Source organism: Corynebacterium sp. HMSC065D07, from assembly GCF_001810695.1.
Taxonomy (GTDB): domain Bacteria; phylum Actinomycetota; class Actinomycetes; order Mycobacteriales; family Mycobacteriaceae; genus Corynebacterium; species Corynebacterium hesseae.
The window spans coordinates 171,853-188,340 of the sequence record NZ_KV802448.1; the positions used below are offsets into that span (position 1 = coordinate 171,853).

The following is a 16,488-nucleotide window of genomic DNA, read 5'->3' on the forward strand; positions in this document are numbered from 1 at the left end:
CACATGTCGACCCCTATTGGTCTTGGAATCCCCGACGGCCCGCCTCCCACCCTGGCGCCGCGCCGCAAGACGCGTCAGCTCATGGTTGGCCAGGTGGGCGTGGGCTCTGATCACCCGATTTCAGTGCAGTCGATGACCACGACGAAGACGCACGACGTCAACGCCACCCTCCAGCAGATTGCACAGCTGACCGCGAGCGGCTGCGACATCGTTCGCGTTGCCTGCCCGAAGACGGTTGATGCGGAGGCTTTGCCGGCGATTGCGCAGAAGTCCCCGATCCCGGTGATTGCAGATATCCACTTCCAACCCAAGTACATCTTTGCCGCCATCGATGCCGGCTGCGCTGCGGTGCGCGTCAACCCGGGCAACATCAAGGAATTTGATGGCCGCGTTAAAGAGGTGGCGAAGGCCGCCGGCGATGCCGGTATCCCGATTCGCATCGGCGTCAACGCGGGCTCCCTGGATAAGCGCATCATGGAGAAGTACGGCAAGGCCACCCCAGAGGCTCTCGTCGAGTCTGCGTTGTGGGAGGCCGGCCTCTTCGAGGAGCACGGCTACGGCGATATCGCCATTTCCGTCAAGCACAACGACCCCGTCGTCATGGTGGAGGCCTACCGCCAGCTCGCCGCTCAGTGCGACTACCCGCTGCACCTCGGCGTCACCGAGGCCGGCCCGGCATTCCAGGGCACCATCAAGTCTTCCGTCGCTTTCGGCGCCCTGCTCGCCGAGGGCATCGGTGACACCATCCGCGTGTCCTTGTCGGCGGATCCGGTCGAGGAGATCAAGGTCGGTGACCAGATCCTGCAGTCCCTCAACCTGCGCCCGCGCAAGCTCGAGATTGTTTCCTGCCCTTCCTGTGGTCGCGCACAGGTGGACGTCTACAAGCTCGCCAACGAGGTCACCGAAGGCCTCGACGGCATGGAGTTCCCGCTGCGCGTGGCTGTCATGGGCTGCGTGGTCAACGGTCCGGGCGAGGCCCGCGATGCCGACCTCGGTGTGGCCTCCGGTAACGGCAAGGGCCAGATCTTTGTCAAGGGTGAGGTCATCAAGACTGTTCCCGAGTCCAAGATCGTGGAAACGCTCATCGAAGAGGCAATGCGCCTAGCTGAAGAACAAGGCCTGGAAGCCGTAGAGGGTGCCAAGGCTGAGGTCCGCGTTACCAAGTAACCCACCTGCGGTGTGGGGCGGCCGTCTAGCCGCCCCAGGCTGCTACGCTGCCCAAGCATGAAGAGGTTCGTGGCGCTGCTCGGTGCGGCAGGTATCGCGGCGTCGTCATTGGTGGGATGCACCCCCAAGCCGGTGTCCGCACGTCCAGTTGCTGAGCAATTCCTGGAAGACATGGAAACCCGCAATAACGAGGACTTGGCGCAGCTTGTCGATGATGGCAGCACAGCTACGAACACACTCGACGCAACCTTCGCGGGCCTGCAAGCCGAGGGACTCGACGTCGAATTGACCGGGGTTGATCAACAAGAGGCCCAAGCCACCGCGCACTATTCGGTGACGTGGACCCTGCCTCGCAATCGTTCCCTGCGCTATGACACCTCGATGGCCTTAACACGCAAGGAAAAAGACTGGACGGTGCGCTGGCAGCCCAGCATTATCCACCCCGATCTCGGCGCGCACCAACACCTCGAGTTGCGCTCAATAGCGCCAAAACGCGCCGGCGTGGTCTCCTCCGATGGTGTGGAGCTCATGTCTCCGGGCTTGCAATACCGGCTGGTCGTTGACACCGACGCCGTTTCCGATCTGCGTCCCGTAGCCGCAAAGGTGTCCGGCGCGCTGAACCAGGCTCATCAAGAGGATGATTCCATCCCGGAGATCGACTCTGGTGAACTTGCCACGAACCTCGAAGAGGTCGATGGCTCTTACTCGGTCGCCATGCTCAACGAGGGGCAGGCAGCGCGGCTGCGCCCAGTTCTGGAGAACCAGAAGGGGATTCGCTTTAACGAGGAACCGGCGCTCATCACGCGCGATACCGGTTTGGCCCCGGACATCCTCGCCCGCGTGCGCTCCATGGTCTCCGAGGAGGTCGACGGAACAAATGGATGGTCCGTTTCTGTCGTCAACGAACACGGAGCCGCGCTTTCCGACGTCGAGCATCACGAACCCGAGGCAGCTCCGTCCATCAAGGTATCGCTGGACTATGACGTCCAGCGTGCCGCGCAAGAAGCCGTCAATCAGCGTGCTGAATACGAGGCCATGCTCGTGGCCATGCGCCCTTCGACCGGCGAGATTCTAGCCGTGGCCCAAACCCCGGAGGCAGATAAGAAGGGCGATATCGCCCTCCAAGGTCAGTTCCCACCGGGTTCGGTGTTTAAGATCATTACGGCCTCGGCGGGCGTCGACAAGCAAGGCCTGTCTCCAGACTCTATCGTTCCGTGCCCCGGCACCATGGAGCTGTATGGGCGCACCGTCACCAACTACAACGGGTTCTCCCTTGGCTCGGTGCCGCTGCGTCAAGCCTTTGCACAATCCTGCAACACCACTTTTGCGCAGATCTCAACGGATCTGCCGAAGGGTGAACTGCGCGATGTGGGCAAACAATACGGCCTGGGTATCGATTATGAGGTGCCGGGCTTATCGACGCTCACCGGCTCCATCCCCGAGGGTGAGACGCCCCTCGAGCGCACGGAATCCGGTTATGGACAGGGCCTCGACCTTGTTTCTCCCTTCGGCATGGCGCTTGTCTCTTCGACGGTTGCGGCGGGCAAGACCCCGACGCCGACGCTTATTGAGTCACGTGAGACCAAGGTGTCCGAAAAGGTCCCCGCGCCCAGCGAGGAGACCTTGACTCAGGTGCGGGACATGATGCGCCAGGTGGTGGCAAGCGGTACTGCATCGGGGATGCAGGCGCAGGGCACCGTCTACGGCAAGACCGGTGAGGCGGAGATCAATGGTGGCTCGCATGCCTGGTTCACCGGCTACCGCGACGACGATATCGCTTTCGCAACTCTGGTTGTTCTGGGCGGTGGCTCGACGATTTCGGTCAACATCACGGACAATTTCCTGCAGCGCCTCGACGCCCTCCGCGCGGAAGGCCACGGCGAGGTGGCCCCCGCACAAGAGCAGTAGCGCGTCGTAGTCAGCGCGCCTGTGGTGTCCTTTGTCGGGCGCTGGGGAAGAGGGCTACCATGAGTAGTTATGACTAAGCGCGCGATGCTGAAGCAAGAAAAAGATACTCCAATCCGCAAGGTACCGAAGGACATTGAGCGCCCGGAGTACGTGTGGAAGGACTCGGTCCAGGAAGCCCAGGGCGAGCCATTCGTGCAGACCCCAGAGGTTATTGAGGCCATGCGTGAGGCCTCCCGAATCGCCGCCAATGCTCTCCAGGAGGCCGGAAAAGCAGTGGCGCCTGGCGTGACCACGGATGAGATCGACCGCGTGGCGCACGAGTACATGTGTGACCACGGTGCTTACCCGTCGACTTTGGGCTACCTGGGGTTCACGAAGTCCTGCTGTGTCTCCCTCAATGAGATTGTCTGCCACGGCATTCCGGACACGACGGTGATTGAGGATGGAGACATTGTCAATATCGACGTCACTGCCTTTAAGAACGGTGTCCATGGCGATACGAACGCTACGTTCCTTGCCGGCAACGTCACCGAGGAACACAAGCTGCTGGTTGAGCGCACCAAAGAAGCGATGATGCGTGGCATTAAGGCCGCGAAGCCCGGCCGTGAGATTAACGTTATTGGACGCGTGATTGAGTCCTACGCTCACCGCTTTGGCTACAACGTGGTCACTGACTTTACCGGTCACGGCGTGGGCCCCACCTTCCACAACGGGCTGGTCGTGCTGCACTATGATTCCATGACCTACCGCGACATCCTCGAGCCCGGGATGACCTTGACCATCGAGCCGATGATCAACCTGGGCTCCCTGGATTATGAGATCTGGGATAACGGCTGGACCGTCCAGAACACCGATGGCAAGTTCACTGCCCAGTTCGAGCACACCATCGTCATTACCGATGACGGCAACGAGATCCTCACTTTGCCGGACGAGGCCTAGCGTTTAAGCGCCGAGCGCTTAAACCTAGCCAAGATGAAACAAAGCCCTCCACCTCCCGTGCACTACACGGTGGGGTGGAGGGCTTTGTGGTGCCAGTAAAGAGCGCTAACTAGAAGGAGACGTTCTTCAAAGCCTGGCCAACGTAGTCCGGAATCATGCCGGAGAACACGGCGTAGTTGTAGCCGGCGACTGCGGTGGAGACAGCGGCAGCGGCGACCATAGCGATGGTGCCACCACGCCAGAGGTCCAGCCACTGCGGAACCTGGGACTCGTTCTTGGTGGAGCCGAAAGCGTCGGCGCCGTTGCCGGTGATGTTGCCGTCGGTCACGCCACCCAGCTTGGAGGAGAGGGAGCCCTCGCCCTCAGAGGAGAGCGCGGAGGACATTTCGGAGGAGGTAGCGTCCTTCTGGAGCTCCTCCTGAACCTGCTGCTCGGTCAGGCCGGAGCCCTCAACAGCCTCAGCGGCGGAAGCAACGGTGGTGCCAGCGAAGGCGATGGTAGCGGCGGTTGCAGCAGCAACGGCGGCGGTGCGGAATTTACGCATCTTGAGTAAAGCCTTTCAGAAAGTGGGTTAGAAGGGGAAGGGGAGAACTACATGCCGTACTTGAGGTAGTTCAGTGCCGGGCCAACCAGACCACCGGCGATGGTGATGATGGTGGCGACGATGCCGATGCCAGCGAGGGCCTGTGCCCACTTCGGCTCACCGGAGATAGAAGACTTCTGGCCGAAGATGTTCTGGGCGTTGGCTTCCTTGTCGGCGTCGAGTGCCTTGCCCAGCTCGGAGGAGCCGCCCGCCTTCTGGTTGCCCTGCTGCTCACCAGCGGTTGCGGAAGAGTTGGTTGCGGAGTCGTTGCTGCTGCCCTCTGCAGCGGAAGCAACGGTGGCGCCGCCGAATGTAACAGCGAGAGCGGTAGCACCGGCAATGGTGGCCTTGCGAATGCGCATAGTGTGAATCCTTTTAAACATCGTAGGAACTGCAGTAACTATAGGGTGCCCCAAGTCACTTGAGCGATTCTAGCGTAAACATTGGAGGGATTCACGGAATTCCTATCATTAATATGCCCGCATATCCCGCTTAAAGCGTCCCAGCTACTCAGCATTGGGCCCAAGCATGCAAAAGCGCCCATCCTCACGACAAGAGGATGGGCGCTAGAAAAGTGCGCTGAACTAAGTCAGCGTACCCGCAACTTAATTAGCGGCGGAAAATCGGATCCAGCACGTGCTGCGGGATGATGTTGTTGTACACAGCGTAGTTGTAGGCACCGATGATAGCGCCGATGACGGAGGAGACGCCCAGGGCGATAGCACCCTTCTTCCACTTGGAAGCCCACTCCGGCATGTTCGGGTCGGTCTCGGTGCCCCACATATCCTCGCCGGTGACCTTGTTCTCAGGTTTAACGACAGGCTTGCCGTCCTCGCCCTCTTCCCATGCGCCCCACTTCTTACCCAGCTGGGTAAAGGAGCTGGAGGAGCCCTCGTTGGAGGAGCCCTCGTTGGTGTTCTCGGTCGAGGAGGTGGTGCCCTCGTTGGTGTTCGCGGTCTCTGCGGAGGCAACGACGGTGCCGCCGAAAGCTACGGTGACAGCGGTAGCAGCTGCAACGGCTGCAGTGCGGAAGTTACGCATTGTGAAAATTACCTTTCGGAAGTTTTGGTGAAGCCGTGTGGCTGTTGCTTAGAAGGACGGGCCGTGTACGAGGAAGTTGTGTACGGGGCCGATGATGGTGCCGAGCAGAGTGCCGAGGCCAGCAACAACGGTTAGACCGTAGAGGATCTTTGCCCACTCCGGCTGGCCGGAGAAGTCCTTGGAGGAACCGAAGATGGCAGTGCCGTCGGCTGCCTGGTCGCCCTCAACCTTGCTGCCAATCTTGGAGGACAGGGAAGGCGTGTAATCCTCAGGGGTGGTGTCGGCTTTGCCGCCCGGAGCGGTATTAGACTGGCTCTGATTAGACTGGCTCTGGTCCTCAACGGTGACGGTGTTATCGCCCTGCTCAGTGGTCTCAGCGAAAGCGACGGTGGAGCCGCCGAAGGCAACAGCGAGAGCAGTAGCGCCGGCGAGGGCTGCATTGCGGATACGCATATCAAAAGTCCTTAGTGTCGTACGTGCAAGGCCTCTGGTTGGGAGGTCTTGATTTACAGGGATAGGGATTAGTTTGGTATCCCCAAAACACACTGAGCCGGTAGAGAGTATCGGCTCGTTCCGGTGTCCGTAATTAACCTAGCCAACGGTCAGGCAAAATGCACGTCAGTTTGAGCGTTCTTTTATCGCCTGCCTGTTATTACCCCCGGAATGGGTGAGTTTCGTAAAGGTTTCTGGTAGATGTTGCTGGCGTTAAAACGTGCTTGTAGTGGTGTTCAGCGGGAATGGTGAAACTAGTTCAACGCCAATGTGAAAAACGTCACTCATTTCGATGTAACTTTCACTCCAGCCACTCTAGTCCCAAAACTGCGTTTTCCACTACTTCTGGCAGTGCCGGATGGATCCAATATTGAGAGCGGGCGAAATTGCGCATGTCGAGGTCGTAGCTCATCGCGGTGATCAGTTGCTGTATAAGCGTGGAGGCCTGTGGGCCCATGATGTGGGCGCCGAGGAGCTTGCCGGTGGCCCGGTCGGCCACGAGCTTGCAGATGCCCGTTGAGTCTTCCATGGCCCAGCCATAGGCAACGTCGCCAAAGTTTTGCACCTTTACTGTGACGTCGTAGCCCTCCTCGCGGGCTTGCGCCTCAGTGAGGCCCACCGATGCAATCTGTGGGTGGGTAAAGACGGCGGCGGGAACGTGTTCGTGGGGCATGGGCTGGAGATCGTCCGGGTGCAGCAGATTGTGCTGCACTGCTCGTTGCTCCGCATTGGCCACGTGCTTGAGCATGTACGGAGATGAAACATCCCCGAGCGCCCACACGCCCTCGCAGGTTGTACGGCCAAACTCGTCGACCTTGATCCGACCGTCCTCATGCATTTCAATGCCGCTGGCAGAAAGATCCATCTGGTCGCCGTTGGGCTGGCGGCCGGTGGCAACGAGGATGGCATCTGCCTCCACGACGTCCCCGCTGTCCAAGGTAAGGCGTACGCCGTCTTCGGTTTCATCGAGCGTAGTGGCGGTGCCGATGCGGACGTCGAAGCGCTTTCGTGCGAGGTCGTTGAAGCGGGAGCTTAGGTCCTCATCGAGGAAACGGAGGAATTTCTCCGAGCGGTTGACCACGGTGACGTCGGTCCCCAGGCCGTCGAAGACGTGAGCAAACTCCATGGCGATGTAACCGCCACCTACCACTATGAGGCTGCGCGGCTGCTTCTCAAGCCGCATGATGTCTTCATTGGTGTGAACCGGGGCAGTGGTGCTGGCATATGGCTCGGGTAGCACGGGGCGTGAACCGGTAGCGATGACAATATTGTCACCGGTGATGATGTCCTCACCCGCCTGCAGGGTCTTCGGTCCGATGAACCGTGCGTGCTGATCAAAGACTGTAATATTGGGCGTTTCCTCGCCACGGCGGTACTCTTCGCCGCCCTGGGCAATCTGATCAATTCGGTTGTGGAACACGCGCTTGACGATGCCCTCCCAATCCACAGCATCCACGTGGGCGCTGAGCCCAAGGCGCGTGGCCTCGCGCGCGGCGAGCGCAACGTCGGCGGCGTAGACGTACATCTTCGTGGGGATGCAGCCTACGTTGAGGCACGTGCCGCCGAACGTTCCCTTCTCAATGATGGCGATGGATTTATCGTCAAACTCGGGAGAGGGTATTGAATTTCCCGAGCCGGTGCCGATGATGACGAGGTCAAAGTGCTGTGCGGAAGTCATGCCGATCATTCTAAAGGTTGACTAGCCGCAAACCGTGGAGGCTTTTAGGAGCGCGAGGCGCGGGAGGCTAATCCGTCTCAAGTGGTGCTACTGTGCTCAACCATTCCGCCGTGGCGGAGAGAGCGTCTTGGAGCGGCTCGGGACGCGAGAGAAAGAGATCGTGGCGCCCATTGTTGACAACGTGAAGCGTGTAGCGAGCACTGAGTTCCTTGGCCCAGCGCTGGCTTTGCCGTACATCAACGACAGTATCGGCGGTATTGGAGGACTCGCTGTATGGCCGGTTGAGCTCGGAGCGTCCAGAGGTCATAGTGAGCAGCGGGAGCCCAATGTTGATGCGGCCGGAGTGGATTGCGTCGAAGCCGCGGAAGACTGCTGCAACCCAACCCAGGAACTTGGGGTGTCCGCCCAGCGGCTTCAGGCGAAGATCGAAGTCCCAGTCGCCCTGTTCCCCGGAATGGACCGACTCCCCATAGGTTGTGAGGTCACCGGCGGGTATTTCGAGTCGTGGGGCGATGGCAGCGCCGGCATAGATAACGTGCTTGAGTGCCTCAAAGGCACTATTCGGTATTCCCATCATGGCAAGCCAGGGGCTGTTGAACACGACACCAGCGATGCGTGCGAATCGCTCGCGATCATGGCGGCGAAGGCGATCGAGCCAGAGCGCGGTGATGGTGCCGGCGGTGGAGTGGCCCATGATGATGACACGCTGGTTGGGGATGGCATCGAGAGCTGCATTGAGATCAGCGTCGTAGTACTGCAAGTCGCTGATGTAGTGCCAGGTCTGACCGTCCCGTCGAGAGCGTCCGCACTTGCGCAGATCGAGGGCGTAGAAGGCATAGCCGAGCTCATAAAAGTACCGTGCCACGTGGTCATGGAAGAAATAGTCTGTCATCCCGTGGACCCACAGTAAGGCGGGGCGATCATCATGGGCGTCGCCGCCGGGGCAGTAGCGCACGAGCGTCGCGCAGACAGTGTCTTCGCCGTCAGGGTCGGTGCCGAGTTCGAGTGGAGCGGCCTGGAAGTCGGGGCCGAGGATGTCTTCTGACCATTCGAGTTCGTTATGCGTCATGGGATTCATGATAGGTTGCGCGGCCAGATGCGTCCGGCAGAGCGGAGCGCTGACGGGAAACACCCTGCACCACAAATGGGGTAACAAATTCGAATTCGGGCATTTATTTTTTCAGGAATGCCTATTTCGCAATAAGGGGCGTAAAGTGGAATTAATGCTTGACGGACCTTCCGCAGGGGTGGTCTGTATGCCAGCTTGGACCCTAGCATCGTCGAGCGCTTTCTCACCGCGCCCTGTGCACCCACATGTGCGGGGCATTTGACCACATCGAATACATCGACTTAAAGAGGTAATAAGTACAGTGTCCTCCGATAAGAAGACAGCACAAGTAGTAGACGAGGTTGAGGTCGCACTCATTGGTGCAGGTATTATGAGCGCCACCCTCGGCGCCATGCTGCGTGAGCTCGAGCCCAGCTGGACCCAGATGGTCTTCGAGCGCTTGGACGGCCCTGCGCTTGAGTCCTCCTCCCCGTGGAATAACGCTGGTACTGGCCACTCCGCGTTGTGCGAGTTGAACTACACCCCGGAGAAGAACGGCCGCATTGATGTTTCCAAGGCCATGAACATTAATGAGAAGTTCCAGGTTTCGCGCCAGTTCTGGTCCCACCAGCTCAACAACGGCATTCTGACGGACCCGAAGGCCTTCATCAATCCAGTTCCGCATGTGTCCTTTGCACAGGGTTCCATCCAGGTTGACTACCTGAAGCGCCGCTTCGATGCACTGAAGGATAACCACATGTTCCCGAACATGCAGTTCAGCGATGATGACGCTACTTTCCAGGAAAAGCTTCCTCTGATGTCGGAAGGCCGTGACTTCAACGCCCAGAAGGTCGCTATTTCCTGGACCGAAGTTGGTACCGACGTCAACTTTGGTGCCCTGGCGAAGCAGTTCTTCACCGCGGCTAAGGCAGCGGGTACCGAGATCCGCTACGGCCACGAGGTCGTCGATATCAAGCGCGATGGTTCCAAGTGGCGCGTGGTGGCAAAGAACCTGCACACCGGTGACTACGAGGCCGTCCACGCCAAGTTCGTCTTCGTGGGTGCAGGCGGCTACGCGCTCGACCTGCTGCGCAAGGCTGGGGTCCGCGAGGTTTCTGGTTTCGCAGGCTTCCCGGTTTCCGGTCTGTGGCTGCGTTCTAAGAACCCGGATCTGATTAAGCAGCACCACGCCAAGGTTTATGGCAAGGCTGCTGTGGGCGCTCCGCCGATGTCCGTGCCGCACCTGGATACCCGCGTCATTGATGGCGAGCAAGGCCTGCTGTTTGGCCCGTACGGCGGCTGGTCCCCGAAGTTCCTCAAGAAGGGCTCCTACCTGGACCTGTTTAAGTCCATTCGTCCGGATAACATCACCTCTTACCTGGGCGTTGCGGCACAGGAGTTCGGCCTGACCAAGTACCTGGTTACTGAGGTCCTCAAGGACTTCGACAAGCGCGTCGAGACCCTGAAGGAGTACGTCCCGAGCGCAGACCCGGCAGATTGGGAGACCGTCATCGCTGGCCAGCGCGTTCAGGTGATTAAGCCGGCGGGTGCACCGCAGTTCGGTTCCTTGGAGTTCGGTACCACCCTCATCAATAACCCTGAGGGCAACATCGCCGGCCTGCTCGGCGCTTCCCCGGGAGCGTCCATCACCCCGGCCATCATGGTGGAGCTGCTGGAGCGCTGCTTCGGTGAGCACATGATCCAGTGGGGCGATAAGATTCAGGAAATGATTCCTTCCTACGGCACCAAGCTCTCCAAGGACAAGAAGCTCTACAACGAGATGTGGGAGTACACGCAGAAGACCCTGCAGCTTGAGTCCAAGTAATTTCTCCTTTCGGCTCGTAGGTGCCTGGCTCGCAGGTAATTCTCAGTAACTGGCAGGGAGCGTCCAGTGCACCGGAACGCTCCACCAAGGAGAGCGCCCCATAATAATGGTGTGCGTTTGAGAGAGCGCATGCGAGAGAGATAGAGAGAACCCCAGCCGCGCGGGGCGGTCGGCCTGAGAAACCGACCGGGAGCGTGGCAGTGAAAGATAGAGACGCACCGCCGCCCTGAGACTCCGTTTCCTTTCCTACGGAGGCCTCGGGGCGGCGGTGTGTTTTCCTTTTCTTCTCTTACGTTCCGCAGTAGGTGAGGTAGCCTTCCGTGCCACCCGGTTGCTCGTATTCTGGTGCGGCAGTAAAGGGACGCGTGGTGGCGTGAAGCAAGCGGGGGAATTCTTCAGCATCGCTCAGTGCGGCCTCGACCAGACGCGGGCGGGGAATCACGCGGGGCACGGTTTGCTTGAGAGACTCGACGTTGGGGCCACTAGCACGGTAGGCATCAACAAATCGAGCGTCACCAAACATCTCATAGGCTTCTGCCGGTTCACCCGCCGCTGCGCTGATGAGATTGCGGTGGGCCTGCGTGAGATCCGGAGCGGACTGTGCAAGGGCCGCACTATAGTCCTGGAAGAGCTCATCGGGAATCTGCAAACGGTTCGCGGCTTCGCGGCGGCGCGCCTTTTCATAGCGCTCGCCAAAGGAATTGATGGCCTCCTGAGCCCAGGTGAGGGCGGCGTTGGGGGAGACGTCGAAAAGCGGCAGCAGTGATTCCGCCAACCGTGCAAGGTTCCATCCCAAGATGTCGGGCTGGCGCCCAAAGCGGTAGCGGCCCTGCGTATCGATGGAGCTAAACCAGGTATTGAGGTCATAGTTTTCCATGAACGCGCACGGCCCGTAGTCAATCGTCTCACCCGATAGCGTGGTGTTATCGGTGTTCATCACGCCGTGGATGAAACCCACCTGCATCCACCCGGCAACCGTCGCTGCCTGTGCGTCCATGACGCGGGTAAACAGCTCCCGGTAGTCGGCGCCAGGGTAGTGGCGTTCAATGGTGTAATCGGCGAGCTGTTGGAGCAACCCGGGGACCTGCGAGTGCGCGGCGAAGTGGAAGGAACCAACACGGATGTGGCTCGCGGCAACGCGCACGAGAACGCCTGCTTCCTCCACCATCTGGCGCTGAATGGGACGGCCGGTCCCGATGACCGCCAGCGACCGTGTGGTGGGTACACCGAGGGCGTGCATCGACTCGGAGAAGAGATATTCACGCAGCATTGAGCGCAGCGTGCCGCGCCCATCAGAGCCATAGCGCGAATAGGGGGTTAGTCCTGTCCCTTTGGCATGCAGATCCCAGAGGCCCGTGGGGTTGTGCGCAGCGGTGGGGCCGGTGACTTCGCCCAAGAGCAGGGCGCGGCCGTCACCCATTGTCGGGTTGTATTGGCCGAATTGAAAACCGGCGTAGGCCATTGCGTGGGGAGTAACTGGCCCGCGGCCGAGGAGAAACTCCAGGCCATCTTCGCTGCGCAGCCAGTCCGGGTCGAGGCCCAGTTCGGCGGCTAGCTCTTCGTTGAGCACTACCATTCGCGCCGTTGGCTGTTCTTCGCCCCGGCTCGCCGTGACCATGTGGGAAAGGCGTTGGGCGAACTCGCTGCGTAGCTCGAAAGGGAGGGAGGCATCAGACATCGCGTGACTCCAGTGTTCCGTGCACGCGAACGTGGGCGTTGCCGCCGACCCAGATATCATGACCGTCGTCGTTGATATAGACGCGGCCATCGCGCCCTACCTGGCGGCCTTGTGCCGCGGTATAGCGGGCAGGGACAGCGCCCTTGGCGCGCAGGAATTGGGCAGCGCCGCCGTTGAAGGAACCGGTGACGGGATCCTCGAATTGTCCGGTGATGGCGCGGACTTCATAAGCGGGGTGATTATCACCGGTGAGCCCGACAGCGCCCACTTTGACGCCCGGAGTGGGCGTGGGGCGAAGATTTTGCACGGCCTCGGCAGACTCGAGCTGGACTAGGCGCCAGCCGGGCCCGTTGTCTACCCAGCCGGAGTCAAAGATGCTGTCCTCGTCGATCCCGAGGGCGGCGGCTGCCTCAGCGCGCTCCTCATCACTAAGCGCCCCTTCACGCACCAAGGGCGGGGTAGCGAAGGCGAAGCGGCCTTCTTCCTGGCGCACGGTGACTAACCCAACTCCGCATTCCTGAATCAGGGTGCCGTTCTTTCCGAGTAGTTCCGCCGCCACGCGTGCGCTGCCCAGCGTCGGGTGGCCGGCGAAAGGAAACTCCTCGTACGGGGTAAAAATCCTCACTCGGTAGTCTGCACGTGGATCCGTAGGCGAGCACAGGAAGGTTGTCTCCGAAAAGTTTGTCCAGTGTGCGATGCGCTGCATCTCTTCGGTGCTCAAGCCGTCGGCATCCGCCACCACAGCAAGGGGATTTCCCGTAAACGGCCCAGTGGCAAAGACATCTACTTCAAAGAATCGGTGCTGCATGAGGCTTAAGTCTAGTCGCACCGGTGAGCAGGGAGGTCTACGCTGGGCTGCATGAGCGAAGCACTCTTTAGCCGCGTCGAACCTATCCAGACCATGGCGGATGGGACCGTCAAACAGGTCAACCCCTTCTCCGGAACGGAGGTGTGGACGGTGCCGGGACGTGGAAACCGTCCGCTCTCACGTCCTGCGAAGGATCCGCAGCCCCTGACGGCCGATGCCATGACGCACAGCTGTGCTTTTTGCTCCGGGCGCATGTTAGACACCCCGCCGGAAAAGTCCCGCATCCTGGCTTCGGGGGAGATCCAGCGCGGGCTCCTTCCACACGAGCTGGACACAACCCAGCCGGTGTTTCGCCGGGTTCCTAACCTTTTTGAGATCGTGTCTTATGACTACTGGCATGAGAACTATGGCTTCACCATGGACCCAGACCTAGCTCAGCACAAGGAGAAATATGAAGCCGATGAGGCCGGGCGCCTGCACGTACTCAACGTGGTGCGCACCAAACTCAAGGCCGCGGGCAAAGACGCCGCGCTGGGCGACGACTCTCTCCTCGCCCTCGCCGATGGCTTCTTCGGTGGCGGGCACGATGTCATCATTTCTTCGCGCCACTTCGTGGAGGGGGCGGTCGACGACAGCCAGCTGGCTTCCTCCGGCACGCTGAGCCCCGATGAGCACTTTCTGCTCACAACCTTCACCGCGGAATCAACGCGCGAGCTCTACCAGCGAAACCGCTATGCCTCTTATGTCGCCGTGTTCCAGAACTGGCTGGCACCGGCGGGCGCGTCCTTCGACCACCTGCACAAGCAGCTCGTCGCGATTGATGCTCTGGGCATGGCAGCCCAGCAAGAAAATGCGATTCTACGTGCACACCCCAACATGTACAACGATTGGGCAGTTGGGTATGCGGCAAAGCGCAACCTTGTTATCGCAGAGAATGACTATGCGGTCCTCTTCGCCGGCTTTGGCCACCGCTATCCCACGCTGGAGATCTTCTCCAAGTCGCCCCGCTGTGAACCGTGGGAACAAACACCTGGCGAAGTCCGTGGAATGTCGGATCTGATCCATGCTGCACACGCCGCAGTGGGGCCGGATGTGGCATGCAATGAAGAGTGGCACCACCGCCCACCCAGCGTGGATCTGCCGCAGCCGTGGCGCGTGATGATCAAGCTCAGGGTATCGACCTTGGCCGGCTTTGAAGGCGGCACGAAGGTCTACATCAACACCATCGATCCATGGGGCTTGCGTGATCGCGTCGTGGACGCCATGTTCCGCCTTCGTGAGCGCGGAAAGATTGCCTCCGGCATCTCTATCGCCACTGAGTGCGAGCTCAAACGCAATAGTTTGCGTTATAACCCGCTGGTGTAATCAGTAACGTTTAGTCCACGTAGGTTTGTTCGCCGCCTGCGTGAAGATAATCGCGGAGGTACGGCAGGGCGAGAGCAACCGTGCCGTGCCGTGGGGCATCGATAAGCCCCTGCTCTAGCAAACGCGCGCGCACTTCACTGAGAGACGTCGTCGTTGTCTTCAGCTCGTGAGCGATAGCGCCAGATGTGGCCGTCCCCGCCTCATCTGCGATATCAGCCAGCGCGTGAAGGTACTCAAGTTGTCGTTGGCTGAGCGCACGTACCGCAGGATCGTGCACTTGGGTTCCCATTGCCGTGATTGCCTCACCAAGAACTGCGTCGACGGTTGTTGAGGAAATGGTCGTCTCACTGGCTTGGGATGCAGCGTTCCAGGCCAAGTACCCGATGAGCTGGATGAGGAAGGGATAACCGTGGCTCGCTTCAGTAGCGCGGTCGGCGGCTTCGTCGTTGAAAGCAATCGAAGTCAAAGCTGCCGTATCTTTGAAAGCGCTGGTCGTAGCTTGCGGGTTAACAGGTCCTAGGTGAAATCTGCGGGCACGGCGCAGAAACGTTGTTCCCGGCAGGTGTAGAAGCTTGTCAACACCGGCAGTAAGCCCTGCCATCACGATGGAAACGTCGAGTTCATCGCGAACAAGATGCTGGAATGCGACTGCGATTATCTCAAGGTCATGAGGATCGGCGTCCTGAATCTCATCGATAGTAAGTAGAATTCCGCTGTCTCGGAGATGAGCGGAGAGTTCGCGCAAGCGCGATTCTAATGCTGGCACTGGTGGCGTACCAATCTCTTCAGTACCAATGCCACCGAGGCCCGCTATACGTATGTCTTTGATTCGACGGGTTGATGGAGAAGCCAGCTGGTTGATCTTTTCTGGGATGATGGAGTCGATGAGCTGAGTGACTGAATTGCTTCGACCACTGACTCGAATAACAGCCCATCCTTGTTGGGCTGCGATGTCCTCGAGCTCAGTCAACAGGACCGTTTTGCCCATCCCACGATGACCGCTAATAAGCATTGCGCGATTAGGGTTGCCAACTCCGCCGTCGAGCCCAACCGTGAAGTCATTGAGGACCGCACTGCGGCCAGCCCACTTAAGTGGGCTGGCACCAAAGGTTGGGCGAAAAGGGTTTCCAGTCATGCTGGAAGTATATAGCAACCAGATAAATTGATAAATAGATAAATTGATAAATAGATAAATCGGCGGGCGTAGATAAATTGATAAATAGATAAATCAGACCACGAGCACCAGCTCGGTGCCGCGCAGTTCGGTGCTCATGCCCGCCTCCTGGGCTACGCGGGCGGCATCCTCGAGGGAGGAGACATTCTCGCCCTGGAGGGCGAGTACGCGAGCGAGTTCCCCCTTGTAGTGCTTATTGAAGTGGGAGACCACCTTGCGGGAGCCATCCTCCTGCACTGACTCCACGCGCACCGTGGAGGCTTCTTTGAGCTTGCCCAGCTCTTGGTAGGTGCCCGAGCGCATGTCGATGAGGAACTCGCCTGCGTCGATAAGCGCGCGCAGCTCATCGGTGATGGCCGTACCCCAGCGAGACTTGAGAGTCTTCCCGCCCAACTTGGTGCCACCTGAAAGCCGGTAGTGGGGGATGAGATCATCGGCGCGCAGCAACCCGAAGAGCGCATCACCCACAGCGAGGTGTTGACGCGCGGCTGGGGGAAGGGAAGGGGAATCGAGGGCGTCGTACAGCACGCCCGTAAACCGCTCCAGCGCGGGCATGGTGGGGGAGGACGCCAACTCGCGGTTGGACTCGGCTTCCCCGCGCAGCTTTTCCGAGAGCTTGAGCACCTTTTGCGCCTCGTCGAGGGGCAAAGAAGACAATTCAGCAGCGATTTCTTGGCGTATTGGATTCAGCGCGGGGAAAGAGAGCTCTTCCCAGTTGAGGGGCGCGCCGCTGCCGCCGTGTGCTTTGGTCTCAGAAGGAGGGAGGATGATCAGCATGGCTA

General features: G+C 59.8%; 15 protein-coding genes. 5 read left to right on the forward strand and 10 right to left on the reverse strand.

The features are described from left to right. The first annotated feature begins 3 nt into the window (after positions 1–3). From ispG to map, 3 genes are all read left to right on the forward strand, one after another. Entirely contained in the window at positions 4–1,167 is a 1,164-nt protein-coding gene (ispG, locus tag HMPREF2760_RS06495; RefSeq protein WP_070445607.1) for a flavodoxin-dependent (E)-4-hydroxy-3-methylbut-2-enyl-diphosphate synthase, read from the forward strand. A 57-nt stretch (positions 1,168–1,224) separates the two neighbouring features. Continuing rightward, positions 1,225–3,075 (forward strand): penicillin-binding transpeptidase domain-containing protein, encoded by a 1,851-nt coding sequence (locus HMPREF2760_RS06500; protein ID WP_070596905.1) that lies wholly within the window; start codon positions 1,225–1,227, stop codon positions 3,073–3,075. Between the two features lie 69 nt (positions 3,076–3,144). Continuing rightward, complete coding sequence (gene map, locus HMPREF2760_RS06505) at positions 3,145–4,014, forward strand: type I methionyl aminopeptidase (protein ID WP_070533153.1); 870 nt, start codon at positions 3,145–3,147, stop codon at positions 4,012–4,014. A 109-nt stretch (positions 4,015–4,123) separates the two neighbouring features. On the opposite strand, the gene HMPREF2760_RS13060 is transcribed toward map, so the two are convergent. The 6 genes from HMPREF2760_RS13060 to HMPREF2760_RS06535 form a co-directional block, all read right to left on the reverse strand. Beyond that, on the reverse strand, positions 4,124–4,558 hold the full coding sequence (locus tag HMPREF2760_RS13060; protein ID WP_230310860.1) for a hypothetical protein: 435 nt from the start codon (positions 4,556–4,558) through the stop codon (positions 4,124–4,126). Between the two features lie 47 nt (positions 4,559–4,605). Further along, complete coding sequence (locus HMPREF2760_RS06515; protein ID WP_070596906.1) at positions 4,606–4,959, reverse strand: hypothetical protein; 354 nt, start codon at positions 4,957–4,959, stop codon at positions 4,606–4,608. A gap of 247 nt (positions 4,960–5,206) precedes the next feature. Beyond that, a complete protein-coding gene (locus HMPREF2760_RS06520) occupies positions 5,207–5,638 on the reverse strand; it encodes a hypothetical protein (RefSeq protein ID WP_070596907.1) in 432 nt (143 codons plus the stop codon). Positions 5,639–5,686: 48 nt separating this feature from the next. Next, a complete protein-coding gene (locus tag HMPREF2760_RS06525; RefSeq protein WP_070596908.1) occupies positions 5,687–6,091 on the reverse strand; it encodes a hypothetical protein in 405 nt (134 codons plus the stop codon). A 340-nt stretch (positions 6,092–6,431) separates the two neighbouring features. Beyond that, the gene (gene mtr, locus HMPREF2760_RS06530) at positions 6,432–7,817 is read right to left on the reverse strand and encodes a mycothione reductase (RefSeq protein WP_070596909.1); all 1,386 of its coding nucleotides are present in this window, start codon (positions 7,815–7,817) and stop codon (positions 6,432–6,434) included. A gap of 58 nt (positions 7,818–7,875) precedes the next feature. After that, positions 7,876–8,877, reverse strand: coding sequence for an alpha/beta hydrolase (locus tag HMPREF2760_RS06535; protein ID WP_209167820.1), 1,002 nt, complete (start codon positions 8,875–8,877; stop codon positions 7,876–7,878). Between the two features lie 301 nt (positions 8,878–9,178). Here HMPREF2760_RS06535 and mqo point away from each other — a divergent pair, with 301 nt between their 5' ends. Beyond that, entirely contained in the window at positions 9,179–10,681 is a 1,503-nt protein-coding gene (gene mqo, locus HMPREF2760_RS06540) for a malate dehydrogenase (quinone) (protein WP_070565585.1), read from the forward strand. A gap of 289 nt (positions 10,682–10,970) precedes the next feature. Here the strand turns inward: mqo and HMPREF2760_RS06545 are convergent, their stop codons facing one another. Both HMPREF2760_RS06545 and HMPREF2760_RS06550 read right to left on the reverse strand, forming a co-directional pair. Beyond that, on the reverse strand, positions 10,971–12,359 hold the full coding sequence (locus HMPREF2760_RS06545) for a protein adenylyltransferase SelO family protein (protein WP_070596910.1): 1,389 nt from the start codon (positions 12,357–12,359) through the stop codon (positions 10,971–10,973). Further along, entirely contained in the window at positions 12,352–13,167 is an 816-nt protein-coding gene (locus tag HMPREF2760_RS06550) for a PhzF family phenazine biosynthesis protein (RefSeq protein ID WP_070596911.1), read from the reverse strand. Before HMPREF2760_RS06550 ends, HMPREF2760_RS06545 begins: the two co-directional genes overlap by 8 nt. Positions 13,168–13,218: 51 nt before the next feature. Between HMPREF2760_RS06550 and HMPREF2760_RS06555 the strand changes: the two genes are divergently transcribed. Then, positions 13,219–14,532 (forward strand): DUF4921 family protein, encoded by a 1,314-nt coding sequence (locus HMPREF2760_RS06555; RefSeq protein ID WP_185963332.1) that lies wholly within the window; start codon positions 13,219–13,221, stop codon positions 14,530–14,532. 10 nt (positions 14,533–14,542) lie between these two features. Here HMPREF2760_RS06555 and HMPREF2760_RS06560 read toward each other — a convergent pair whose 3' ends face one another. Together HMPREF2760_RS06560 and yaaA are read right to left on the reverse strand one after the other, a co-directional pair. Next, positions 14,543–15,667 carry an ATP-binding protein gene (locus tag HMPREF2760_RS06560; protein ID WP_070596912.1) on the reverse strand — a complete coding sequence of 375 codons (1,125 nt, stop codon included), beginning with the start codon at positions 15,665–15,667 and terminating at the stop codon, positions 14,543–14,545. Positions 15,668–15,760: 93 nt separating this feature from the next. Then, positions 15,761–16,483, reverse strand: coding sequence for a peroxide stress protein YaaA (gene yaaA, locus HMPREF2760_RS06565; protein WP_070520092.1), 723 nt, complete (start codon positions 16,481–16,483; stop codon positions 15,761–15,763). Positions 16,484–16,488 lie beyond the last annotated feature (5 nt).

What these genes read in the sequence shown, in the direction of transcription:
- ispG (WP_070445607.1), top strand. Translation starts at nt 4, where the DNA reads ATGTCGACCCCTATTGGTCTTGGAATCCCCGACGGCCCGCCTCCCACC.
- HMPREF2760_RS06500 (WP_070596905.1), top strand. Translation starts at nt 1,225, where the DNA reads ATGAAGAGGTTCGTGGCGCTGCTCGGTGCGGCAGGTATCGCGGCGTCG.
- map (WP_070533153.1), top strand. Translation starts at nt 3,145, where the DNA reads ATGACTAAGCGCGCGATGCTGAAGCAAGAAAAAGATACTCCAATCCGC.
- HMPREF2760_RS13060 (WP_230310860.1), bottom strand. Translation starts at nt 4,558, where the DNA reads ATGCGTAAATTCCGCACCGCCGCCGTTGCTGCTGCAACCGCCGCTACC.
- HMPREF2760_RS06515 (WP_070596906.1), bottom strand. Translation starts at nt 4,959, where the DNA reads ATGCGCATTCGCAAGGCCACCATTGCCGGTGCTACCGCTCTCGCTGTT.
- HMPREF2760_RS06520 (WP_070596907.1), bottom strand. Translation starts at nt 5,638, where the DNA reads ATGCGTAACTTCCGCACTGCAGCCGTTGCAGCTGCTACCGCTGTCACC.
- HMPREF2760_RS06525 (WP_070596908.1), bottom strand. Translation starts at nt 6,091, where the DNA reads ATGCGTATCCGCAATGCAGCCCTCGCCGGCGCTACTGCTCTCGCTGTT.
- mtr (WP_070596909.1), bottom strand. Translation starts at nt 7,817, where the DNA reads ATGATCGGCATGACTTCCGCACAGCACTTTGACCTCGTCATCATCGGC.
- HMPREF2760_RS06535 (WP_209167820.1), bottom strand. Translation starts at nt 8,877, where the DNA reads ATGACGCATAACGAACTCGAATGGTCAGAAGACATCCTCGGCCCCGAC.
- HMPREF2760_RS06545 (WP_070596910.1), bottom strand. Translation starts at nt 12,359, where the DNA reads ATGTCTGATGCCTCCCTCCCTTTCGAGCTACGCAGCGAGTTCGCCCAA.
- HMPREF2760_RS06550 (WP_070596911.1), bottom strand. Translation starts at nt 13,167, where the DNA reads ATGCAGCACCGATTCTTTGAAGTAGATGTCTTTGCCACTGGGCCGTTT.
- HMPREF2760_RS06555 (WP_185963332.1), top strand. Translation starts at nt 13,219, where the DNA reads ATGAGCGAAGCACTCTTTAGCCGCGTCGAACCTATCCAGACCATGGCG.
- HMPREF2760_RS06560 (WP_070596912.1), bottom strand. Translation starts at nt 15,667, where the DNA reads ATGACTGGAAACCCTTTTCGCCCAACCTTTGGTGCCAGCCCACTTAAG.
- yaaA (WP_070520092.1), bottom strand. Translation starts at nt 16,483, where the DNA reads ATGCTGATCATCCTCCCTCCTTCTGAGACCAAAGCACACGGCGGCAGC.